Here is a 22,599-nt window from a genome sequence, read left to right on the forward strand (position 1 = left end):
AGATGGGGAACCGTGTTGACCCCACAGCTCGTCTCGCTGCTCACCGATCAGGCGCTGATCACGATCGTGGTCGTGATCGCGGTCGTTCTGGTCGTCGGTACCACCGGCCTGGTCGTCGCCCGGCGCCGCCGCGGAGAGTTGCCGTCGGCCACCAAGCCGGCCGTCGAGGCGCCGGAGACCACCGCCGAACCGCAGGTCGGTGACGATGCCGAGGAACCGCGCGACACCCCGGCCCGGACCCTCGAGGACACCGAGCTCCCGGACACGGCGACGCTCGAGAAGCCCGAGTCCGCGCAGGGCCGCCTGGTCCGGCTCCGCGCCCGGCTGGCCCGTTCGCAGGGCTCGCTCGGCAAGGGCCTGCTGGCGCTGCTCTCCCGGGACAAGCTCGACGAGGAGGCGTGGGAGGACATCGAGACCACGCTGATCACCGCCGACGTCGGGGTCGCGCCGACGCAGGAGCTGGTCGAGAAGCTGCGGACCCGGATGCGCGTCGAGGGCGTCGGCCCCGACCAGGCCCGGCAGATCCTCCGCGAGGAGCTGATCGCGCTGGTCGACCCAGGGCTCGACCGGTCGCTGAACGTGACCCGCAAGGAGACCCAGCCGGCGGTCGTGCTGGTGGTCGGCGTGAACGGCACCGGCAAGACCACCACGGTCGGCAAGCTGGCCCGCGTCCTGGTCGCCGAGAACAAGCACGTCGTCCTGGGCGCCGCGGACACGTTCCGCGCGGCCGCGGCCGATCAGCTGCAGACCTGGGGTGAGCGCGTCGGCGTCCGGACCGTCCGCGGCCCCGAGGGCGGTGACCCGGCCAGCATCGCGTTCGACTCGGTCAAGGAGGGCATCGCGGAGGAGGCGGACGTCGTCCTGGTCGACACGGCCGGCCGCCTGCACACCAAGACCGGCCTGATGGACGAGCTCGGCAAGGTGAAGCGGGTGATCGAGAAGTCGGCCGAGGTCGACGAGGTGCTGCTGGTCATCGACGCCACCACCGGCCAGAACGGCCTCACCCAGGCGCGGGTGTTCGCCGAGGTCATCAACGTCACCGGCCTGGTCCTCACCAAGCTGGACGGTACGGCGAAGGGTGGCATCGTGATCGCCGTACAGCGCGAGCTCGGCGTACCGGTGAAGCTGGTCGGCCTGGGCGAGGGTGCGGACGACCTGGCACCATTCGACCCCGAGCAGTTCGTCGACGCGCTGCTGGACTGACCGAAGGGGACCGAGATGACCAAGTTCATGCTGCTGATGACCATGGACGGCGGGAACTGCGACACTCCGATGCTGGAGTGGGACCAGGCCGACATGGACGCGCATATGAAGTACCTGGGCGACCACGTGGAGCGGTTGCGGCAGAGCGGCGAGCTGGTCGAGGTGAACGCGCTGACGTGGCCCAAGCACGCCAAGGTGGTCCGTGCGACCGGTGTCAGCGCTCCGGTGCTGACCGACGGCCCGTACGCCGAGTCCAAGGAGGTCCTGGCCGGCTACACGATGATCGACGTCGAGTCGGAGGAGCGGGCGCTGGAGATCGCCGCGGAGCAGTCCAGCGCTCCGGGGCCGGGCGGCGTACCGCTGGAGCAGCCGATCGAGGTCCGCCGGCTGATGGACTCGGATGGCGACCTCCAGGACTTCTGAGCAGGGCCTCGAGGACCGGGGCTTCGAGGACCTGCTGCGTGAGCTGACACCACAGGTCCTCGGGGCGGTCGTGCGCTGGTCCGGCGACTTCGCAGCGGCCGAGGACGCCGTACAGGAGGCCCTGGTCGCTGCTGCGACCACGTGGCCGCGGGACGGACGGCCGGACAACCCGAAGGCCTGGCTGATCCAAGCGGCATCCCGGCGATTTATCGACGAGGTACGGCAGCAGCAGGCTCGGCGGCGCCGTGAGGAACGTGCGGCGCTGCGCGAAGTCCCGCTGGGGGAGGTCGAGGAGTACGACGACACGCTCCGGCTGCTGTTCCTGTGCTGCCACCCCGCGCTCACACCGGCATCGGCGATCGCGCTGACGCTGCGCGCGGTCGGTGGACTGACCACGGCTGAGATCGCCACGGCGTACCTGGTGCCGGAGGCGACGATGGCGCAGCGGATCAGCCGTTCCAAGCAGAAGCTGAAGGGCGCCAGCTTCGAGCTGGACGCGGACGAGGACCGGCTGCGCAACGTGCTGCATGTCCTCTACCTGATGTTCAACGAGGGCTACACCAGCACCAGTGGTCCAGAGCTGCACCGTAGCGACCTCTCGAGTGAGGCGGTCCGGCTGACCCGCGCTGTCCGCGCTCAGCTGCCTGACGACGGACAGGTCACTGGGCTGCTCGCTCTGATGCTGCTGACCGATGCCCGGCGTACAGCACGGACCGGCAAGGGCGGGGAGCTCATCCCGCTGGCCGAGCAGGACCGGTCGCTCTGGGACCAGGGGTACATCACCGAGGGCGTGGCGCTCGCAGTGGAGGCTTTCGATACGCCACCGCTGGGGGAGTACCAGCTGCAGGCGGCCATCGCTGCGCTGCACGACGAGGTGGACCGCGCCGAGGACACCGACTGGCCGCAGATCCTCGCGCTGTACGGGCTGCTGGAGAACCTGTCCGGCAACCCGATGGTGAAACTCAACCGTGCGATCGCGGCCGCCATGGTGGACGGCCCAGACGCCGGCCTGAAGCTCCTCGAACCGCTGGACGACGAGCTGGCCGGTCACTACCGCCTGGACGCCACCCGCGGGCACCTGTACGAGATGCGCGGTGACCGCGAGACCGCCGCCGGCCACTTCCGAGCGGCGGCCCGTGGTACGACGAGCGTCCCGGAACGCGACTACCTGACGGCCAAGGGCCCGCGTCGCTCGGTTAGGTCCGCACCGGTCAGGCGATGGCTGCCGGCCATCGAGATCGTCCCGCGTGAACAACGCGCCGGTCATCTGGTGCGTGCTCTGACGTGCATCCGCTCACCCTGCGGGCCGTACAGGCATAGCACCTCCGCCGATCCAGGTCCCGGGTTGGAGAACCAGTGCGGCACCCGGCAGTCGAACTCGGCCACCTCGCCCTCCTTGACCACGAAGTCCTGGTCTCCCAGCTTCAGCCGGATCCGTCCGGACAGCACGTAGAACCAGTCGTAGCCCTCGTGGGTCTTCTGCTCCACGTCGTTGCCCGGGTAGCCCTCGGGAAGGATCTGCTTGAACGCCTGCATCCCACCGGGCCGCCGGCTCAGCGGGATGTGGATCGTGCCGTGCCGTTTGATCGGCTTGGCGTAGATCCGTGGGTCGCCTGTCGGCGGGGCATCCACCAGTTCGTCCAGCTGCACCTGGTGTGCCCTTGCGAGCGGCAGGAGCAGCTCCAGCGTCGGCTTGCGCTGTCCGGACTCCAGCCGGGACAGGGTGCTGACCGAGATCCCGGTTCCGTCGGACAGCTGCGCCAGCGTCGTACCGCGTTCGGTCCGGAGTGCTCGCAGCCGGGGGCCGACCGACTCCAGGACATCGTCGTCGTTTGCCATACCGGCAACAGTACTTGTCGAAAATGAAAATCACCACGCATCCTCGGAGCATGACCTCGAGAACAGAGATGGCGAAGTACGACGTGATCGTGATCGGCGGCGGTGCGGCCGGGTTGAGCGGTGCGCTGGCGCTGGCCCGGTTCCGCCGGTCGGTGCTGGTGATCGACGACGGCACGCCGCGCAATGCGGTCGCCGACGGCGTCCACAACTTCCTCACGCGCGACGGCGTACCGCCCGCCGAGATCTACGCGGTCGGCCGTCAGGAGGTGCAGGGGTACGGCGGTGAGTTCGCTGACGGCACGGTGACGACGGCGCGGCGCTCAGCGGACGGCTTGGTGGTGGGGCTCGCTGACGGTAGGACGTACCTGGGCAGGCGGCTGCTGGTGACCACTGGGCTCACTGACGTGCTGCCCGACGTACCTGGGCTGGCTGAGCGCTGGGGGAAGGACGTGGTGCACTGCCCGTACTGCCACGGCTGGGAGGTACGGGACCAAGCGATCGGCGTACTGGCGACCAGCCCGATGGCGATCCACCAGGTGCAGCTGTTCCGGCAGTTGAGCGACGACGTGACGCTGTTCCTGCACACTGCACCGGAGCCGACCGAAGAGCAGTGGGAGGAGCTGGCTGCTCGTGGAATCGCCGTAGTACAAGGCAAAGTCGAACAGGTGGAGGTGACTGACGACAAGATCACCGGCGTACGTCTTGAAGGCGGCAAGGTGGTCCCGCGGCAGGCGTTGGCGATTCAAACAACCGTTCGCGCACGGGCCGGCTTCTTGGCCGACCTGGGGCTGGAAACGACCATGGTGGAGTCGAACGGCGTTGAGGTCGGTACTGCGATCCAGGTCGACGCCATGGGCGCCACGCAGGTCCCAGGCGTCTTCGCTGCGGGCAATGTCAGCAACCCGATGGCCCAGGTCATGCCGTCCGCGGCAGCCGGGCTGATGGCCGCAGGGGGCATCAACTTCGACCTGATCAACGAAGAGACCCGTCTGGCAGTAGCCGCCCGCAGTAGTTGAGGAGTTGAATAGGTCCGGGAGGTCGGATGCGCGACACGGTCGACCCGGATTTCGCCTCGTTCGTCGATGCACGACAGGGCAGATGGCTGCGTACGACGTACCTCGTGTACGGCGACCTGCAACGAGCTGAACGGGTACTGCTGCGCGCCTTCACGCGGCTGTCGATGCACTGGCCCAAGGTGGACGACCCGGACGTCTTCGTCCAGCGCCTGCTCTACCAGCCCGTCCTTCGGCCCTGGAACCGCGACAAGCCGTTCCAGGGCGAAGAGGACGCGGTGAAGCTCGCACTGGCCGAGCTGTCTCCCGCACAGCGCGCGGTGCTCGTTCTGCTGTACCTGGAGGAGCTGACCGAGTTCGAGGTCGCTGACCTGCTCGGGATGTCGCAGCCCGCCGTCCACACCCACGGCATGACCGCGCTCAGCCACCTCCGTACGGCGCTCGGCGCGGGGGACTGGCGGGATGCCACATGAGACGCGAGGACGTATCACCGCTGCTGGTCCAAGCAGGCGACCTCCTGCCGGAGGTCGACCTGGCGGACGCAGCCTGGGCCGCCGGACTGGCGGTACGGCGTCGTCAGCGCCGTACCGTCCTGCTCGGTGTCGTGGTGGTGCTGGTGGCCCTGATCGTCGCCTCGATCGTCATCCAGGTCGGCTAGCGGGCTGTCTGAGAACTCTGACGCCCTCTTAGGGCTCCATGATCGTCCGCAGCGTGACGTCGGCCAGCCGGTCCGCCTCCTCCGGTGGTGGCATCGGCTGACCGGTCAGCGCGCGGATCACGAACACTCCGGCCATCCACTCCACCATCAGCACCGGATCCGCGGAGCTCCTGATCCGCTCGCCGCGGGCGCGGGCCCGCTCCAGGGCCTGGGCGGTCAGCTCGATCCGGCGCTCCAGCACGCCGCGGTACGCCGCCGCGGACCGCTCGTCCCGGTTCGCCTCGGAGACCGCGAGCCGGATCATCGCCCGGCCGCGCTCGCTGTTCGCGAACGCCAGCGCGACCCGGTAGACCTGGCGCAGGTCACCGGCGATCGAACCGGTGTCGGCGTCCGGGATCTCCAGGTCGAACAGATCGGACATCGCGTCGTTGGCGAGCTGTTCCTTGCTGGCCCACCGTCGGTAGATCGTCGCCTTGCCGACCCCCGCGGCCTCGGCGACATCGTCCACCGTCATTCCGTCGAATCCCCGCTCCAGCAGCAGCTGCACGGCGTACCGGCGGATCCTCGGTTCCGCCTCCGGATCGCGTGGTCGGCCGCGGCGCGGCCTCACCCCGTGGCTCGGCTCCATGACGTCGTCCCCAGGTCGGACGGGCGCAGTGGCGCGGCTGCGGCCCCGTGTGGTCCAGGCCAGAGTGCCACACTCCGCTCCGTAGTGGGCGACGTCACCTCGATGTCACCTGGGAGCCCGCTTTGTCACATGCCTGAAACAAACCGACCGATCGGCTGAAACCGCGCGTCGGCACCGTGTGCGGTGTGGCTGAGCGCGGGCTCCCCGGCGATGTGGAGTTCACCCGACTGAGGACGCCGGCCACTCCCCTGGATCGATGGAAGGGATGACGTTGATGGCGATCAACGCCGGCGATACCGCCTGGGTCTTGGCAAGCGCCGCCCTGGTGATGCTGATGACACCTGGCCTGGCCTTCTTCTACGGCGGCATGGTGCGCATGAAGAGCGTGCTGAACATGATGATGATGAGTTTCATCACCATCGCCGTCGTCACTGTGTTGTGGGTGGTGGTCGGCTTCTCGCTGACGTTCGCCGGTGACACCGGACACGTGATCGGGAACTTCTCGGAGGTCGGGCTGAAGGGCCTGCTCGCCCCGTCGGCGGTGAGCGGGACGACGCCCACGCTCGCGTTCGTCGCCTTCCAGCTGATGTTCGCGATCATCACGCCGGCGCTGATCTCGGGTGCCATCGCCGACCGCGCCACCTTCCGTGGCTGGATCGCGTTCGTGGTGGGCTGGACGCTGCTGGTGTACTTCCCGGTCGCGCACTCGGTCTGGTTCCTGAACGACGGCAACGGCGGCTGGATCGGTGACAAGCTGAAGGCGGTCGACTTCGCCGGTGGTACGGCGGTCCACCTGAACGCCGGTGCCGCGGCACTCGCGCTGGCGATCGTGCTCGGCAAGCGGGTCGGCTGGAAGCGGGACCCGATGCGGCCGCACAGCCTGCCGCTGGTGCTGCTCGGCGCCGGACTGCTGTGGTTCGGCTGGTTCGGCTTCAACGCGGGGTCCGCGCTGAGCGCCGGCACCACCGCCGCGGTCACCTTCGTGAACACCCAGGCCGCGACCGCCGCTGCGGTGATCGGCTGGTTGATCGTCGAGAAGCTCGTGCACGGCAAGGCCACCACTCTCGGCCTGGCCTCCGGCGCGGTCGCCGGTCTGGTCGCGATCACCCCGTCCTGTGGCGCGGTCTCGCCGATCGGGGCGCTCATCCTCGGTCTGGCCGCCGGTGCCATCTGCGCCGGCGCGGTCTCGCTGAAGTACAAGCTCGGCTTCGACGACTCGCTCGACGTGGTCGGCGTGCACTTCGTCGGCGGTCTGTTCGGTTCGCTGGCGATCGGCCTGCTGGGTACGGCGGCCGCCCCCTCGGCGGTGAACGGCCTGTTCTACGGCGGCGGCGTCACCCAGCTCGGCCGGCAGGCGCTGGCGAACGTGGTCGTCGGCCTGTACTCCTTCACGGTCGCCTTCATCCTGGGCAAGGTGATCGACAAGACGATCGGCTTCCGGCTCAAGGAGGACGACGAGGTCACCGGTATCGACCAGGTCGAGCACGCCGAGACGGCGTACGACTATGTGGGTTCGGCGGCCGGTCTGCGTGGCGCGTTGAGTGCCCGTCCGGTCCCTGCCGGGATCGAGAATGGGACCACTGAGGCCACTGAGACCTCCGAAAAGGAAGGCGCCAAGGCATGAAGCTGATCACCGCGGTGGTGAAGCCGCACAAGCTGGAGGACGTGCGGGCCGCGCTGGAGACGTTCGGCGTCACCGGGATGACCGTCACCGAGGCGAGCGGGTACGGGCGGCAGAAGGGCCACACCGAGGTCTATCGTGGCGCCGAGTACGAGGTGGACCTGGTGCCGAAGGTGCGGCTCGAGGTGGTCGTCGAGGACGGTGACAGCGCCGATGTGGTGGATGTCATCGTGAAGGCCGCGCAGACCGGCAAGATCGGTGACGGCAAGGTGTGGGTCACCCCGGTCGAGACCATCGTCCGGGTCCGCACCGGCGAACTGGACGGAGACGCACTCTAGATGGTTGACCGAGCAGGGCAGCGGCGGGTTCGTGCCGAAGAGGCCGACGAGCTGCTGCAACTGCTGCTCGCGAAGGCCTGCGACGCCCTCGGTGTACCTGCCGAGGGCGTCGCGCTGGTCGCGGTGGGCGGCTACGGGCGCGGCGAGCTGTCGCCGTACAGCGACCTCGACGTGATGCTCGTGCACGCCGAGGGATACCCGCGGATCGACGAGCTGGCTGCCCAGATCTGGTACCCGCTGTGGGACTCCAGGACGAAGCTGGACCACAGCGTCCGCACACTGGTCGAGGCACAGCAGGCGGCTGCGGCCGACGACCGGGTGGCGCTCGGCCTGCTGGACGCGCGGCACGTCGCGGGCGACACCCACCTGACCCTGCAGCTCCGGTCCGTGCTGATGGCCGACTGGCGACGTACGGCGAAGTCCCGGCTGCCCGGGCTTGCGCAGGCGTGCCGTGACCGGGCCTCCACGGTCGGAGAGCTTGCGCACCTCGCGGAGCCGGACCTCAAGGAGGCGTACGGCGGTCTGCGGGATGCCGTCGTACTACGTGCCCTGGTGGCGTCCTGGCTGGTCGACGTACCGCACCCCGTGGTCGAGCGGGCGCGTCGTGACCTGCTGGAGATCCGCGACGTACTGCATGAGGTGGCAGGGCGGGCGACGGACCGGCTGGTGGCTGACCTGGCCGGTGAAGTGGCCGCAGGGCTCGGGTTGTCGGGACGGGACGAGTTGCTGCGGCACGTGTACGCAACCGGGCGGACGTTGGCGCATGTGTGTGACGTGTCGTGGCGACGCGTCGAGAGCTTGATGACCAAGCCGCCGCGGTCCCGGCGCCGCCAGCGGTCCGGTGGGCCGTTGCTGCTCGCGCTGGACGAAGGAGTGGGGCAGCACGAGGGTGAGGTCGTGCTGATGCCGGACGCGCGACCAGAGCGCAACCCCGTGCTCGGTCTGCGTGCTGCTGCGGTTGCTGCTGACCGGGAGCTCGTGCTGTCACCCGCTGTGTGTGCGCGGTTGGCTGCGTCGGCTGCGGACTTCCCGGAGCCGTGGCCGGGGGAGGCGCGGCGGTTGCTGTGCGCTCTGCTTGGCGCCGGCTCAGGGCTGCTGGAGGTGTGGGAGGCGCTGGACCAGGCCGGGTACATCTCGCGGCTCCTGCCCGAGTGGGACGCCGTACGGTTCCGGCCGCCGCAGTCGGCGATCCACCGGTTCACTGTCGACAGGCACTTGCTGGAGACGTGTGTCGAGGCGTCGGCGATGGTGCGGGACGTACGGCGACCTGACCTGTTGCTGGTGGCTGCCCTGCTGCACGACCTCGGCAAGGCGCTCGACGGCGACCACAGTGTGACCGGTGCGGGCATCGCGGCGCGGGTGGCCCGTCGCATCGGCTTCAACGAGGCCGACGCCGACACGATCACGGTGCTGGTCCGTCAGCACCTGATGCTCGCGCAGGTTGCCACCCGGCGTGACCTGGACGACCCGATGACGGTGGACATGGTCGCCGGGATCGTGCGTACTACCGAAACGCTGGACCTGCTGGAGGCGTTGACGTACGCCGATGCGCGGGCCGCCGGTCCGGCGGCGTCGTCGCCGTGGCGGATGCGGCTGGTGGGGGACCTCTGTCGGCGGGCACGCAGTGAGCTGGCAGGTGGCGAGAGCATGTGGAGTGAGACCCCTCCCGTACCTGTGCCGGTGCTGCACCAGGTGGTGGGTGTTGGGCGGCTCGGCGTCACGGTGACCGAGCACCACGGCGACTTGCGCGTGAACGTCGCCGTACCGGACCAGGTGGGCACGCTGTCGACTGTTGCCGCAGTGCTGGCTGTAGACAGGCTGTCTGTGCGGTCTGCTGTCGTGACTTCCGTTGACGGTCTGGGGATCTCGCAGTGGACGGTTGCTGGGTCAGCTCCCGATCCGGTGCGGCTGAGGGACCGGCTGGCGGTGGCGCTGCGGGACTCGTCAGACGTCGTACGCCGACTGGCTGCGCGGGACTCGTCCCAACCGCGTGTGGCCAGTCGTGTCGACTTGTTGGCAGAGGCGTCCGAGACGGCCACGGTGCTGCAAGTGCGGGCACATGACCGTCCTGGACTCCTGTACGACGTCACGTCGGCTATTGCTGCCACCGGCGCGGACATCCGGTCTGCGCACGTCAGCACGCTCGGAGCGGAGTGCGTGGACGTCTTCTACCTGACAGATCGCCATGGTGCGCCGCTTGAACCCGAAGACGCGCGGACGACCGCGAAGTCGGTGCTGGATCGGTTGAGCTTCTAATCTCGCTACGTGGATCTTGTAGAGGCACTGCAGCGACAAGCGACCGCCTGCGAGGACCTGGGGTCCCCGATGTACGCCGAACTGCTCCGGCTGCTCGTCGACGACTACGAGGTCGGTGGGGCGTCGGTCCGGGTGCTGGAGGGCTACGAGGGCCGGTCCTTCGGCGAGGCGATCGGCTTACGGCTGCTGGCCGCCGTACACGGCCTGGTGCTGTCCGGTACGGCGCCTGAGCTCGCGGCGTTCTACCCGAGCGCGGGCGGTACGTGGGACCCCGTGCTCGGCTGGGAGGCATTTGAGCAGGTGCTGCAGTCGCGGCTGGGGGAGGTGCGATCTCTCCTGACACAGCCTCCGCAGACGAACGAGGTGGGCCGGGCCGCCGCTTTATACGGCGGGCTGCTGCGGCTGGTCGAGGAGGTGCCGCTGCCGGTACGGCTGTTCGAGATCGGCGCCAGCGGCGGCTTGAACCTGCGCGCGGACCAGTACCGCTACGTGGCGGGTGGGACGTCGTACGGGCCTGCTGACAGTCCTGTCGTGTTCGAGCCGGCCTGGTCGGGACGGGTGCCGTCGGTCGACCTGCGGATCGCGGAACGGGTCGGCTGCGACATCGCTCCGGTGAACCCGCTGACGGACCAGGGTGCGATCACGCTGACGTCGTACGTCTGGCCGGACATGACCGACCGCCTGGCCCGGCTGCGCGGTGCCCTGGCGATCGCACACGACGTACCAGCCGACGTACGACGACAGGACGCTGTCTCGTTTCTGCGGGGCCTGGAGCTGTCAGAGGGCCACGTGACCGTCGTGTGGCACTCGATCATGTGGCAGTACCTCCGCCGCCCGGACCGCGCCGCCATCGACGTCCGCCTCGCCGAACTGGGAGCCCAGGCCACGGACTCCGCCCCCCTCGCCCACCTCAGCCTCGAACCACACCGCGTCCTCACCCACACCCACGGCAACCCCGGCTACGAGTACCGCATCAACCTACAAACCTGGCCCACCGGCAAACCCCACACCCTAGGCACCACCACACCCCACGGCCAGGACCTGGCCTGGCTCAGCTAAGCGCCACGCTCACCGCTGTGCCGGCGGGTCATGCCAGAGGCCCATCCTGAGCCATTCCTCCGATATCTAGAGTCCCTTGGTCGGGGGACTGGTCGTGTCCATTGTCATCGCTCGTACCTTGCCGTGGTTCAGTGGCCACGGTCGGTCGGGGTGTTGCCGCGGTCGGGCGCTTCCCGGTGCACATTCTGACCGGACTCAGACCCCGCACCGCGAGCCCCGTCACCAAGTGAGGGCTTCTGGTGGGTCGCATACGCAGCAGCGGTCTGACCATCGAGAAACCGCATCGCCTCGCCGGCCGCCCCCTGCTCTGCCCCACCACGCCCAACCCGCTCTTGCCTACGCGATGTGACGGTCGGGCCAGCAGTCTGCCTCTGGGCTGCGGTGGCTGCCGGTTGGATGGGCGCGGGTGCATCGACCCGGGTTCCTGGGGCGGGAGGCGGGTAATTGGTCAGGTCTGCATCCGCTGTGCGGGTGCGGTTCTGAGGGCCCTGGAGGGCCTGGGACTGCTGGCGGGCGATCTCGAAGTTCGGGGTCTTCGCGGGGTACGGTTCATTCGGGGATTGGGCGTAGTGCTCCCGGATCCGCTCGGTTGCCTCGTCCAGCGACTGGGTCATGCTCTGCGCGATGTCGTGGCCGACGATGGGCTGTGCTTCGTCGACAGTCGCCCAGTCCGGCCTGACCATGGCATTGATCAGCTCGGCGCGCGCGGCCTGCTCGTGCGCGGGATCCTGCGGAACCACGTCGCCGAGACGGTTCCGGACGATCTCGTCTGCTATGGCGTCCCAGCGCATCACCACCGGCTGGTCGATGGCGCGGTTGGCGAGCGTGCCCATTCCCTCCGGGGCCGGCGGCGTACTCCAACAGCGATTCGGTGGCGCGGTAGGCGGCTGGGTACTCCGGTTTGGCGTCCGGGAGCTCGCCGTATCCGGCGGCGTCCGCGAAGGCCGCGACGTCCTTGACTGCGACTTACTCCGTCAACCCCTCATCGAGGCCCTTGGAATGCCGGGACAGTACCGCGTTGGGCTCGTCCGGGGCGTTGATCACGACACGTGCGTGGTTCGTCTCGTGCAGGATCGTGGTGAGAGCCTGCACCTTTTCCTGCGGTGACGCGTCCGGACCGAGTTTGTCGAAGATGAGCTCCTTGGACAGCTTGAACGAGCCATCAGGCTGGAACGATCCCCAGGCGGTGCCCTCGCCGGCAGTCGTGTAGAGGTCGCCGTTCCAGCGGTCGGTCTCGTTCGGCCGGAGCGCGCGAGCAACACGGTAAAGCTCGGCGAAGCGCCGGTACTCCGCCGACGATCGCTCGAGCTGGATGACGGCCATCGGTCAGTGGCCGCCGGTGCCCCGCGGACCGTCGAACGGCCAGTAGGGGTCGCGGAGGTTCTCCTCGATGTGTTCGAGGACCCGGGTCAGGCCGCGGATACTGGCGGCCTCGTCGGCGGGTGCGCGGTCGGCGATCTCGAAAATCCTCCGGCGGGCCTCGGCCATGATCGCGATGCGCTCTTCGGCCGTACCCGGTGCCTCGTGGGCAGCACGCTCGACCGCGACGGCTTCCTGCATCAGCGCGCTGGGCGGCTCCGGCGGTACGGCGTACCCGGGCAGCCGCTTGATCAAGTTCGCCGCCACGCGACGGTCCTCATCGGACTCCAGTTGGCCCAGCAACTCCCGCAACGACTGCTCGGCTAGTGCGACCGCGCCCACACCTTCGCGCTGGATCCGGCGTTTGGCGGCGTGGTGTGCGTTGTTGAACTCACTCAGATGCATCGGTCCTCCTCCCGGGCAGCCTATCCGCGGACGGACTCGGGGAGCCTGTGCCGAGCTGCCGCTGCCGCGCCGCGCTCCGTGGCGCTCGCGACCCGTCGCCGAGGCGGGGCACCCGTCCAGCCGCTCCGCCGGGTGGTGCCAGGACCGTCAGGAAGCGGGCTGTGGACTCCTCCTGTGTGCGTGGCTTCGGACGCCGGGGAGTGCTGGCTCGGCGTTGTGGATCGTCGGATGGGGCGGCCTGGATTGTTCGGGAGGAGCGGTGGCGGATCTCGTCGACCTTGGCGTTGAGCGCCTGCTCGATCTCCCCGGCCACTCTCCGGCCGTCCTCAGCGGACCGCTGCGCCAACGAGTCCCACTGCGGATCACGCCGTATTTCAGCGGCCGCCCCGGTCGGTGGGCGAGTGACCCCGATCAGGGGTCGTTCGTTGCGCCGTCTGCCCGGCCGAACCAGCACCGCGAGCACCGTCACCGAGTGACGGTTTCTGGTGAGTCGCGCGGGCTGCCGGTGCTTGGGCACCGAGGAACCGCATCGGGTCGCCGTGCCCGCCGCGACCTGCCGGCTCGCCACGGGTGGTGGGTGTGTGGGTGCCGACGCCCGAGGCAGACAGAGGCCGGGAGCTTGCCGCTGCCCTCCCTGGCACGTCGACTCGGGTCTCGGCAGCGGGTGGTGGCAGCGCGTCGAGGTCGGGCGTGGAGATCGCCCGTTCCTGTTCGTGGTTCAGTGCCTGCGCCGCCGCGGTCTGAGCGGCGACCGCGGCGTGTGGATTGGGAACCTTCGCGGGATACGGCTCATCCGGGCTCAGCTGGTAGTGCTCGCGGAGTTCCCCGACCGCCCGGTCCACTCGGCCCGTCGTCAGCTTCGCCGTCATCTCGCCCGCAGGCGGGCGGTCCTGGACCCGTCCCATTCGCCGACTGTCATCCGGTCGATCAAGTGAGCGCGGGCAGCCTGCTGATGCGCAGGATCCGGTGGGACGACGTCGGCCAACTCGTTCCGCACGATGTAGTCGGCCACCGTGTCCCATCGCATCGCAACGGGCTTGTCCAGCGCCGAATTGAGCAGTCGAGTGCGCTCGCCCTCCGATGAGGTGGCACGCTGCAACAGTTCGTCGCTCGCGTGCACTGCACCGGCATACTCGGGATCGGGCTGCGGTACGCCGTCGTACCCGGCGCGCTGGACGAAGTCCTGGAAGTCGTCGATCGTGCTGAGCTCTGTGAACCCCTCGTCGAGCCCGCGCGACTCCGGGCGCCGTACCGCATTCGGCTCGTCCGGGGCGTCCATCTGCGTTCGGGCGTGCTTGGACTCGTGCAGGACGGTGGCCAGCGCCTGTCCCTGGCGCACCGGGTCGCCACTGGGTTCGCCGGTGAGGTGATCGAGGACAAGTTTCTGGTTCAGCCGCATGGTGCCGTCAGTCCTGAGGCCGCCGTATACGTCGTCGGTGCGGGCGTACAGCTCGCCGTTCCAGCGGTCCTGGCCGCCCGGTCGCTGTTCCTGCGCGATCCGGTAGAGCCTCGCGAACTCCTGATACGCGGCCGAGGACGGCTCGATGCGGGTCATGCCGTCGTCGGCGGCCATCCTTCAGGCACCCGCCGGCGGCGGCGGTTCGTCCCACGGCATCGGGTCGGTCAGCATGTTCTCGGACGTCTCCAGGCCGCGGGAAAGCCCCCGGATCTTCTCGCTGTCCTTGCCGGCCCGGTCCGCGATCGCCCAGATCTGCCTCCGGGCAGCCGCCAGGGCTGCGAGCCGCTCCTCCTTCGCGCCGGTCTTGAAGTCTGCGGTCATGAGCATCCGGAGCGCTTCGGTCATCTCCGGCGACTGATCTGGAGGCGGAGGCTGAACGGCATCCTCCAGCTCGCCGATCAGCCGCTCTGCGGATCGCCGCTCGATCTCGCGTTCGAGCTTCGCGGCCGACTCGCTCAGCCGGGTCTGAGCCGCGGCGAGATCGGTGAGTCTGCCTGCCTGCAGTCCTTCCCAAGCGGCCACATACTCGCGCTCGAACTGTTCGTAGTCCATCAGTGCCTCCCTGCCGCGCTCGCAGAGATGGTCTCTGTGCGCCCGAGCGGCCAGTGTGGGTTACGGAGGTTGTCCTCAAGGTGTTCGAGGACTCGGGTGAGGCTGCGGATGCCGGCGGCTTTGTCGGCAGGGGCACGGTCGGCGATCTCGAAGATCTTGCGCGGGGCTTCTGCCATGCTCGCGATCGGCTCCGCGTCGGTGCCCGGTGCGTCGTAGGCGGCACGCTCGATCGCCACCGCCTCCTGCATCAGCCCGCTCGGCGGTTCGACCGGTACGGCGCACCCAGGCAGGCGGGCGATCAGCAGCATCGCAACGCGGCGGTCCTCGTTGGACTGCAGTTGGGGCAGAAGCTCACGCAACGCCTGCTCAGCCGGCCCGACCGTATCGATTCCCTCGCTCCGAATCTGGCGCTTGTGTGCGTTGTTGAACTCACGTAGCTGCATCGTCCCTCCTTGTCCAAAGCCTATCTGCGCATGGACTCACCAGGCGCTCGTGGACGGGTTGCCGCCGTGGCGTGCTGCGCGGCTGCGCGTGAGCCGTCGCCGAGTGAGGGTGCCTGCCCAGCTGCTCCGCCCGCGGGCGCCAGGCCGGTCAGGAAGCGGGCTGTGGATTCCTGGCCGGGGCGTGGCTTGGTGGCGGCCTCCCGCTGTCGGCCGTCGGAGGGGGCGACCTGGAGTGTCTGAGGTGAGCGGCGGCGGATCTCGTCGACCTTGGCGTTGAGCGCCTGGCCGATCTCCCCGGCCACTCTCCGGCCGTCCTCAGGCGACCGCTGCGCCAACGAATCCCACTGCGGATGCAACATCTCGCCGATCAACTCGCGTCGCATCGCCTGCCGATCAACCCCCTCAGCCGGCGCAACCTCCGCCAACCGATTCCGCACAACACCCTCCGCCAACCGATCGAAGTGCATCATCGCGGGCCCCTGGTGCAAGCGGTCGACCAACTGCTGCCGGTCGACGCTCGGACCGGACGTCTGCCGGATCAGCTCATTGGCCGCGGCGTACGCCCCGGATTCCTGGTCGTTGAATGCCAGGTTCGGGTATCCGGCCATCCTGGTGAACGCATGGAAGTCGGTGGCGGCCCGGACCGATGCCACGCCGTCCTGTAAGCCCCGTGACTGTGTCGTCCGGACGACGTTGGCCTCGCCCGGTGCGTCCACGTGCATCCCCGCGCGCGTTGCCCGATTCAGCACGGTCGCCAGTGCCCGTGCCTGCCACCGAGCGTTGCTGGCCGGGTCCTTCGTCAGTCCCTCGCGAAGGAGCGGCTCGCGGATGCCGATCGCGCCTGTCTGCTGGTCGAACCCCCCGATGCCACTCGTCGCGTAGAGCTCGCGGTTCCAGCGGTCGACGCCGGTCGGCCGGAGTTGCCGTGCCAGGTCGTACAGCCGGACGAACTCGCGGTACGTCGCGGAGTTCTCCGGAACCCGCCGACCTGACTCAGCCATCGGAGGATGGGAACGGCGTATCGGTCAGCGGAAACGGTGGGTCCCGCAGCCAGTCCTCCAGGGACTTGAGATCCTCTGTCATCGCGCGGATGTCTTCCTGCTCGTCCTTCTCGGCACGGTCGGCGAGTTCCCAGATCTTGCGGCGACCTTCCTCGAGCATCGCGATCTGTTCCTCGCTGGTGCCCCTCGGTGGGTAGACGGCGATGTGGACTCGGACGGCCTCCTTGTACAGCTCGCTGCGTTCCGGTGGCGGGGGCGGCGGTACGGCGAGGTCGTCGACGAGCTGCCCGGTCCAGGTGTGGTCGTGCTCCGAGGCGTCGTCCGGGACCAGAGCTCGCAGCTTCTGCTGCTCAGCCGCCAGATCCGTCGGCCGGGCGCCGCGGTGCACTCGTTCGTAGGCGCGGTTGAACGCGTTGTTGAAGGCGGGGATGTCGAGGGGCATGTGGGGGTTCCTTCGGTGCGGCGGGGGTGGTAGCACGGTAGCCGGGGGAGAGGGTGGGGCGTGGGAGTTATCCACAGGTTGGGGGGCCGGTAGACTCGGGGAGTTCATCGCTTCGAGGAAACGGACTGTTTCTCGTGTTCGACACGCTTTCCGATCGGCTCTCCACCGCGTTCAAGAATCTGCGGGGCAAGGGCAAGCTGACCGACGCCGACATCGACGCGACCGCCCGGGAGATCCGGATCGCGTTGCTGGAGGCCGATGTCGCGCTGCCGGTGGTGCGGGAGTTCATCGCGGCGGTGAAGGAACGCGCCGGCGGGGCCGAGGTGCGCGGCGGGCTGAACCCGGCGCAGCAGGTCATCAAGATCGTCAACGAGGAACTGATCAAGATCCTTGGTGGCGAGACCCGTGAGCTGCGGATGGCGAAGCGGCCGCCGACGGTGATCATGCTCGCCGGTCTGCAGGGTGCCGGTAAGACCACGCTGGCCGGCAAGCTCGCCAAGTGGCTGAAGGAGACCCAGCACCAGACCCCGATGCTGGTCGCCGCGGACCTGCAGCGGCCGAACGCGGTCACCCAGCTCCAGGTGGTCGGCGAGCGGGCCGGCGTACCGGTGTTCGCGCCGGAGCCGGGCAACGGTGTCGGCGACCCGGTCGAGGTGGCCCGGCGGGCGATGGACGAGGCGCACGCCAAGCAGTACAGCGTGGTCATCGTCGACACCGCCGGCCGGCTGGGCGTCGACGAGGTGCTGATGAAGCAGGCCGCGGACATCCGCGACGCGGTCAGCCCGGACGAGATCCTGTTCGTCGTCGACGCGATGATCGGCCAGGACGCGGTTACCACCGCGCAGGCCTTCCTGGACGGCGTCGGCTTCGACGGCGTCGTACTGTCCAAGCTCGACGGTGACGCCCGCGGTGGTGCCGCGCTGTCGATCGCGCAGGTCACCGGCCGCCAGGTGATGTTCGCCAGCAACGGCGAGAAGCTCGAGGACTTCGACGTCTTCCACCCCGACCGGATGGCGTCCCGCATCCTCGGCATGGGCGACGTGATGAGCCTGATCGAGCAGGCCGAGCGCTCGTTCGACGCCGAGGAGGCCGCGAAGACCGCGGCCAAGCTGCAGAAGCGCGGCGGCAAGGACTTCACCCTGGACGACTTCCTCGCGCAGATGCAGTCGGTCCGGAAGATGGGCCCGCTGACCAAGATCTTCGGCATGCTGCCGGGTGCGAACCAGTTCAAGGACCAGCTGGAGAACTTCGACGAGCGCGAGATCGACCGGATCGAGGCGGTCATCCACTCGATGACCCCGGCCGAGCGGAACGATCCGAACATCATCAACGGTTCCCGCCGGGCTCGGATCGCGAAGGGTTCCGGCACCGAGGTCGCGACCGTCAGCGGCCTGGTCGAGCGGTTCTTCGAGGCCCGCAAGATGATGGCCGCGATGGCGTCCGGCAAGGGCATCCCGGGGATGCCCGGAATGCCGGGGATGCCGGGCATGGGTGGCGGCGGTGGCCGGAAGGCCAAGCAGCAACAGCAGAAGAAGGCTAAGAAGCGCGGCTCGGGCAACCCGGCCAAGCGCGCGAACCAGGTGCACCAGCAGCCGCAGGAACCGGAGCCCGGTCAGCTGCCGGCCGCGTTCGGTGGCGCCGGCCAGGACGGCGACTTCGAGCTGCCGGACGACCTGAAGAAGATGCTCGGCGGCAACTGAGCGGCAACTGAGCGGCCCGAAAGGGCACAGTCCGAACGGACGGCCATCTGTCGTCCGTTCGTCCGACGCGCCCGGCGCGGCCCGCGGCCTACCGTGATCTGGAGTGAACACCGGGGGACGAGTGCCTGAACTTGCCTGTTCGGTACTCGGTCACGGCACACCGGCGCCGGTTGTGGCCGACCTTCCGGCGGCTAAGATCGTGCCTACGCCCGAGAGACACACCAACTGCGGAATGCGTCGAGGACGGTTCGGATGAGGCAGCAGTTCAAGAACCTGGACACGTGGCGGGGAAAGTTGACCGCTACCTGGGTCTGCTTGGCTCCGCCCACCGCGATGGTCGCCGTGTTCGTGGTCGGCGGAGTCACCTCGAACACGTTCATCGTCGACGCGCACGCGCTGGCCGCTCCACGCCAGGACGCGGTCTTCGACGACCTGGCGAACAACGTGCCGGCGCAGCCCGGCGTCGACGGCAGCCTGCCGACACAGGCGAAGTCCACGATCCAGGTCCCGGTCACGGGGACCACCGACGGCACCGTGCAGCCGATCCCCGGCGCCTTCGGCGACGCGTCGGGGATCCCGGGCACCGTGCTCGCGGCGTACCAGAAGGCTGCCCGCGACCTGGCGCTGTCGATGCCCGGCTGCCACATCACCTGGCCGTTGCTGGCCGGGATCGGCAAGGTCGAGTCCGACCACGCCAGCGGCGGCAAGGTGGACGCGAACGGCAACACCCGCGGCAAGATCCTCGGCCCGATCCTCGACGGCAGCCCCGGGACGGCGGCGATCGCCGACACCGACCACGGCGTGTACGACGGGAACACGACCTGGGACCGCGCCGTCGGGCCGATGCAGTTCGTGCCCGGTACCTGGAAGACGTTCGGTGCCGACGGCAACGGTGACGGCGTCAAGGACCCGCACAACGTGTTCGACGCGGCCCGCGCGGCCGGGGACTACCTCTGCTCCGGCGGGGCGAACCTGTCCGACCCGCAGGGCCTGGTGCAGGCGGTGCTGCGTTACAACCACTCGATGGACTACGTGTCGACGGTCCTGCGCTGGATGCAGTCGTACAGCAAGGACACCGTGAGCGTCCCGGACAAGCCCGGCCAGATCGTCACCCCGGACAAGCGCGGCAACGCCGGCGACGACAAGGGCTCGACCCGGACCACGACGCCGCCGCCGACCACTCCGCCGACGACGGTGCCGACTGCCGGTACGACGACCTCGACCGCCCGGCCGGTGGTACCGACCACCCCGCGTCCGACGTCCGGCGTCACCGCCTCGACGAAGCCGACCACGCCGAAGCCGACGCATGCGCCGGGGACCACAACGACGCCCACGAAGCCGCCGTACACCCCGCCGAGGACGCCGCCGACCACCCCGACCAAGACACCGCCGTCCACGCCGACGACCACTCCGACGCCGGGCGACCCGACCTGTACGCCGACGCCGACCCCGACGGACACCCCGACGCCTACGCCTACGCCGACGCCCACACCGACTGTCACCCCGACCGGACCGCCGACGACCACGCCGAGTCCGTGCGCCTCGAACACCCCGGGATCCGACCAGACCACCACGCCGGAGAGTTCGCCGACCTCGGCCCCGCAGCCTGCCGGCTGACCGGTCCGGACCCAGGTCCAGGTAGCGCCTGTCGTTACCTCGGTGCCGGTTTTCCGAGCGGATTCTGTGGCCCGTAACTTTGCGTCGTCTTGATGTAACTTTCTGGCGCTTGGTTCGTTGAAGGGGCTATGCGCCTAACCCGTAGTGGTAACCGTCGGGTCAAAATCATCATCGCTTCACTCTGTACCGCCCCGCTCCTGGTCGGGGCCGTTGTGACCGTCGCCTCGGGTGGGACCGGTGCCGCCGATCAGCTGACGGCAGGCAGCCCGGTCGCCCCTTCACCCGGGGCCGGGCTGAACAGCGGTGAGTTCGACGAACTGACGATGATCGTGCCGCAACGTCCCGGAGTGGACGGGCAGCTCGGATCCGACAAACCTGCCCTGGCCGACGTCCCCGTGCAGGGGGCCACCGACGGGCGATCGGTCGTCCGTCCGGGGCGGCCGGGTGCCGTGAACGGCATCCCGCGCGGGGTGTTCCCCGCCTACCGCCGCGCCACCGCGAATCTCGCGGTCGTCCGGCCGAACTGTGGGCTCACCTGGCCGCTGCTGGCCGGGATCGGCAAGGTCGAGTCCGACCACGCGAGCGGCGGCCGGGTCGACGTGGCCGGCACCACCCGCGGCCGGATCCTCGGCCCGGAGCTGAACGGCCGGCACGGCAACGGCCGGATCACCGACACCGACAAGGGCAAGTACGACGGCGACCAGACCTGGGACCGCGCCGTCGGGCCGATGCAGATCATTCCGCAGGTGTGGAGCGAGTTCGGGGCCGACGGCAACGGCGACGGCTTCCGCAACCCGAACAATGTGTACGACGCGGTCACCACCGTCGCCGTGGTGCTCTGCGCCGAGGGCGACGACCTGCGGAACCCGCGCGACCTGGTCGCCTCGCTGCTGCGGTACCACCACTCCAAGGACTTCGTCGCCACGGTCCTGAAGTGGATGCGGCTGTACAGCAAGGACGCCGTCCTGGTGCCGAATGCGAAGGGCAACATCGCGGCCGCGAAGCCGGCCGGCAACGCCGACCGCCGGGTCGACCCGCGCAAGGTGCCGAGCGTTCCGGACGACACCAAGACGCCGACCCCGACACCGCCGCCGGCGACCACCACCACGGTGCCGACCGTGCAGCCGACGACGCCGTGGGAGACGCCGACACTGCCGCGGCCGATCGACACGCCGACGGACTCGCCGACCCACCACCCGACGGCGACCCCGACCCGGACGCCGACCAAGACCCCCACCAAGACGCCGACTCCGACGCCGACTCCGACCCCCACGCCGACGCCGACCCCGACGCCGACCGAGACCCCGACGGAAACCCCGAGCGGGACGCCGTGCGCCGGCAACGAGACCACCACCCCGACCTGTACGCCGGGCGGCGGCTCGCACGGGTAGGTGATGCCTGGCAATTCCCGCTGACTGCGGGGCACCGGGCACCTCCTCGCTACGGCGCGGAATCACCAGACGCCACCTAACAGATACGGTCGCTCCATGACCGGTGTACTGAAGCTGGCCGGCACCGTGTTGCCGGCCGGCGAGCAGCAGGAGATCCACCTCAGCGGCGGGCTGGTCGTCGACCGGCCCGCCGCTGCTGACGTCACGACCGTGCACACGGGCGGCTGGATCGTGCCCGGCCTGGTGGATGCGCACTGCCACATCGGCCTCGACCAGCACGGCGGCGTCGACGAGGAAACCCAGGAGCGGCAGGCGATCGCCGACCGGGACGCCGGTGCGCTGCTGGTCCGGGACGCGGGCTCGCCGGTCGACACCCGCTGGATCGACGACCGCGAGGACCTGCCGAAGATCATCCGGGCCGGGCGGCATCTCGCCCGCTCGAAGCGGTACCTGCGCAACTACGGCTGGGAGATCGAGCCGGAGGAACTGGTCGCGTACGTCGAACAGGAGGCCCGTCGCGGTGACGGCTGGGTGAAGCTGGTCGGCGACTGGATCGACCGCGAGGCCGGCGACCTGACGCCGTGCTGGCCGGCCGCGGCGCTGAACGCGGCGATCGCGCGGGCCCATGAGCTCGGCGCCCGCGTCACCGCACACGTCTTCGGCGAGCACGCCCTCCCGGACCTGCTGGCCGCGGGCATCGACTGCCTCGAGCACGGCACCGGCATCGAGCCGGGGCTGCTCAGCGAGATGGCCGAGCGCCAGGTGGCCGTCGTACCGACGCTGGTCCAGTTGGAGAACTTCCCGCAGTACGCCGAGCAAGCCGCGGGTAAGTTCCCGGTGTACGCCGCCCACATGACCGACCTGTACGAGCGCCGGCTGCAGCGGCTGCGGGACGCGTTCGAGGCCGGCGTACCGGTGTATGCGGGGACCGATGCGGGCGGGGTGCTCGGGCACGGGCTGGTCGCGCAGGAGATCCAGGCGCTGACCGAGATCGGGATGTCGGGGGAGCAGGCGCTGGCCGCCGGGTCGTGGGCCGCACGCGACTGGCTCGGCGCGCCGAGCGAGCTGCGACCGGGTGATCCGGCGGATCTGGTGGTGTACGACGAGGACCCGCGGGCGTATCCGGCGGTGCTGTCGTACCCGCGGCTGATCGCGCTGCGTGGGAGCGTGATCTTCTCCCGGTGACGGAAAA

General features: G+C 69.4%; 24 protein-coding genes and 1 pseudogene. 14 read left to right on the forward strand and 11 right to left on the reverse strand.

Going from position 1 to position 22,599, the window contains the following annotated elements:
• The first annotated feature begins 12 nt into the window (after positions 1-12).
• From ftsY to JOF29_RS11470, 3 genes and pseudogenes are all read left to right on the forward strand, one after another.
• Positions 13-1,203, forward strand: coding sequence for a signal recognition particle-docking protein FtsY (gene ftsY, locus JOF29_RS11460; RefSeq protein WP_209694181.1), 1,191 nt, complete (start codon positions 13-15; stop codon positions 1,201-1,203).
• A gap of 15 nt (positions 1,204-1,218) precedes the next feature.
• Complete coding sequence (locus tag JOF29_RS11465; protein ID WP_209694182.1) at positions 1,219-1,626, forward strand: YciI family protein; 408 nt, start codon at positions 1,219-1,221, stop codon at positions 1,624-1,626.
• Positions 1,604-2,806, forward strand: a pseudogene (locus JOF29_RS11470) (RNA polymerase sigma factor); the annotation flags it as partial. The gene JOF29_RS11465 and the pseudogene JOF29_RS11470, both read left to right, overlap by 23 nt.
• Positions 2,807-2,889: 83 nt before the next feature.
• Here JOF29_RS11470 and JOF29_RS11475 read toward each other — a convergent pair.
• A complete protein-coding gene (locus JOF29_RS11475; RefSeq protein ID WP_209694183.1) occupies positions 2,890-3,465 on the reverse strand; it encodes a helix-turn-helix domain-containing protein in 576 nt (191 codons plus the stop codon).
• A gap of 50 nt (positions 3,466-3,515) precedes the next feature.
• Between JOF29_RS11475 and JOF29_RS11480 the strand changes: the two genes are divergently transcribed.
• Genes JOF29_RS11480 through JOF29_RS11490 form a run of 3 tightly spaced genes read left to right on the forward strand, consistent with a single transcriptional unit; the run spans position 3,516 to position 5,136 of the window.
• Positions 3,516-4,481, forward strand: coding sequence for an NAD(P)/FAD-dependent oxidoreductase (locus JOF29_RS11480; RefSeq protein ID WP_245357541.1), 966 nt, complete (start codon positions 3,516-3,518; stop codon positions 4,479-4,481).
• A 26-nt stretch (positions 4,482-4,507) separates the two neighbouring features.
• Positions 4,508-4,951, forward strand: coding sequence for a sigma factor-like helix-turn-helix DNA-binding protein (locus tag JOF29_RS11485; RefSeq protein ID WP_209694184.1), 444 nt, complete (start codon positions 4,508-4,510; stop codon positions 4,949-4,951).
• Complete coding sequence (locus JOF29_RS11490) at positions 4,948-5,136, forward strand: hypothetical protein (protein WP_209694185.1); 189 nt, start codon at positions 4,948-4,950, stop codon at positions 5,134-5,136. The genes JOF29_RS11485 and JOF29_RS11490 overlap by 4 nt, the downstream gene beginning before the upstream one ends.
• Positions 5,137-5,164: 28 nt before the next feature.
• On the opposite strand, the gene JOF29_RS11495 is transcribed toward JOF29_RS11490, so the two are convergent.
• Positions 5,165-5,683, reverse strand: coding sequence for a TetR/AcrR family transcriptional regulator (locus JOF29_RS11495; protein WP_307863260.1), 519 nt, complete (start codon positions 5,681-5,683; stop codon positions 5,165-5,167).
• A gap of 346 nt (positions 5,684-6,029) precedes the next feature.
• Between JOF29_RS11495 and JOF29_RS11500 the strand changes: the two genes are divergently transcribed.
• From JOF29_RS11500 to JOF29_RS11515, 4 genes are read left to right on the forward strand one after another with little or no spacing between them, the layout of a single operon-like run.
• Positions 6,030-7,388 carry an ammonium transporter gene (locus JOF29_RS11500; protein WP_209696084.1) on the forward strand — a complete coding sequence of 453 codons (1,359 nt, stop codon included), beginning with the start codon at positions 6,030-6,032 and terminating at the stop codon, positions 7,386-7,388.
• Positions 7,385-7,723 carry a P-II family nitrogen regulator gene (locus JOF29_RS11505; RefSeq protein ID WP_131346991.1) on the forward strand — a complete coding sequence of 113 codons (339 nt, stop codon included), beginning with the start codon at positions 7,385-7,387 and terminating at the stop codon, positions 7,721-7,723. The genes JOF29_RS11500 and JOF29_RS11505 overlap by 4 nt, the downstream gene beginning before the upstream one ends.
• Positions 7,724-9,979 (forward strand): [protein-PII] uridylyltransferase, encoded by a 2,256-nt coding sequence (locus JOF29_RS11510; protein WP_209694187.1) that lies wholly within the window; start codon positions 7,724-7,726, stop codon positions 9,977-9,979.
• Positions 9,980-9,988: 9 nt separating this feature from the next.
• A complete protein-coding gene (locus tag JOF29_RS11515) occupies positions 9,989-11,038 on the forward strand; it encodes a DUF2332 domain-containing protein (protein ID WP_209694188.1) in 1,050 nt (349 codons plus the stop codon).
• 128 nt (positions 11,039-11,166) lie between these two features.
• On the opposite strand, the gene JOF29_RS11520 is transcribed toward JOF29_RS11515, so the two are convergent.
• From JOF29_RS11520 to JOF29_RS11560, 9 genes are all read right to left on the reverse strand, one after another.
• Entirely contained in the window at positions 11,167-11,871 is a 705-nt protein-coding gene (locus tag JOF29_RS11520) for a hypothetical protein (protein ID WP_209694189.1), read from the reverse strand.
• A 133-nt stretch (positions 11,872-12,004) separates the two neighbouring features.
• A complete protein-coding gene (locus JOF29_RS11525; protein WP_209694190.1) occupies positions 12,005-12,361 on the reverse strand; it encodes a hypothetical protein in 357 nt (118 codons plus the stop codon).
• 3 nt (positions 12,362-12,364) lie between these two features.
• Positions 12,365-12,802 carry a hypothetical protein gene (locus JOF29_RS11530; RefSeq protein ID WP_209694191.1) on the reverse strand — a complete coding sequence of 146 codons (438 nt, stop codon included), beginning with the start codon at positions 12,800-12,802 and terminating at the stop codon, positions 12,365-12,367.
• A 374-nt stretch (positions 12,803-13,176) separates the two neighbouring features.
• Positions 13,177-13,707 (reverse strand): hypothetical protein, encoded by a 531-nt coding sequence (locus JOF29_RS11535; RefSeq protein ID WP_209694192.1) that lies wholly within the window; start codon positions 13,705-13,707, stop codon positions 13,177-13,179.
• Positions 13,668-14,375, reverse strand: a complete 708-nt coding sequence (locus JOF29_RS11540; protein ID WP_209694193.1) for a hypothetical protein — start codon at positions 14,373-14,375, stop codon at positions 13,668-13,670. The genes JOF29_RS11535 and JOF29_RS11540 overlap by 40 nt, the downstream gene beginning before the upstream one ends.
• A gap of 3 nt (positions 14,376-14,378) precedes the next feature.
• The gene (locus tag JOF29_RS11545) at positions 14,379-14,813 is read right to left on the reverse strand and encodes a hypothetical protein (RefSeq protein ID WP_209694194.1); all 435 of its coding nucleotides are present in this window, start codon (positions 14,811-14,813) and stop codon (positions 14,379-14,381) included.
• Positions 14,813-15,256: a hypothetical protein gene (locus JOF29_RS11550; RefSeq protein ID WP_209694195.1), complete on the reverse strand. Its 444-nt coding sequence runs from the start codon at positions 15,254-15,256 to the stop codon at positions 14,813-14,815. The genes JOF29_RS11545 and JOF29_RS11550 overlap by 1 nt, the downstream gene beginning before the upstream one ends.
• A gap of 20 nt (positions 15,257-15,276) precedes the next feature.
• Positions 15,277-16,257 carry a hypothetical protein gene (locus tag JOF29_RS11555; RefSeq protein WP_209694196.1) on the reverse strand — a complete coding sequence of 327 codons (981 nt, stop codon included), beginning with the start codon at positions 16,255-16,257 and terminating at the stop codon, positions 15,277-15,279.
• A complete protein-coding gene (locus tag JOF29_RS11560; RefSeq protein WP_209694197.1) occupies positions 16,250-16,699 on the reverse strand; it encodes a hypothetical protein in 450 nt (149 codons plus the stop codon). The genes JOF29_RS11555 and JOF29_RS11560 overlap by 8 nt, the downstream gene beginning before the upstream one ends.
• 134 nt (positions 16,700-16,833) lie before the next feature.
• Here JOF29_RS11560 and ffh point away from each other — a divergent pair, with 134 nt between their 5' ends.
• From ffh to JOF29_RS11580, 4 genes are all read left to right on the forward strand, one after another.
• Complete coding sequence (gene ffh, locus JOF29_RS11565) at positions 16,834-18,399, forward strand: signal recognition particle protein (protein ID WP_209694198.1); 1,566 nt, start codon at positions 16,834-16,836, stop codon at positions 18,397-18,399.
• A 252-nt stretch (positions 18,400-18,651) separates the two neighbouring features.
• A complete protein-coding gene (locus tag JOF29_RS11570; protein WP_209694199.1) occupies positions 18,652-20,016 on the forward strand; it encodes a lytic transglycosylase domain-containing protein in 1,365 nt (454 codons plus the stop codon).
• Positions 20,017-20,228: 212 nt separating this feature from the next.
• Positions 20,229-21,407, forward strand: coding sequence for a lytic transglycosylase domain-containing protein (locus tag JOF29_RS11575; RefSeq protein ID WP_307863261.1), 1,179 nt, complete (start codon positions 20,229-20,231; stop codon positions 21,405-21,407).
• A gap of 96 nt (positions 21,408-21,503) precedes the next feature.
• Entirely contained in the window at positions 21,504-22,592 is a 1,089-nt protein-coding gene (locus JOF29_RS11580) for an amidohydrolase family protein (protein ID WP_209694201.1), read from the forward strand.
• Positions 22,593-22,599 lie beyond the last annotated feature (7 nt).

Origin of the sequence: Kribbella aluminosa, assembly GCF_017876295.1 — a bacterium.
GTDB classification, from domain to species: Bacteria; Actinomycetota; Actinomycetes; order Propionibacteriales; family Kribbellaceae; genus Kribbella; species Kribbella aluminosa.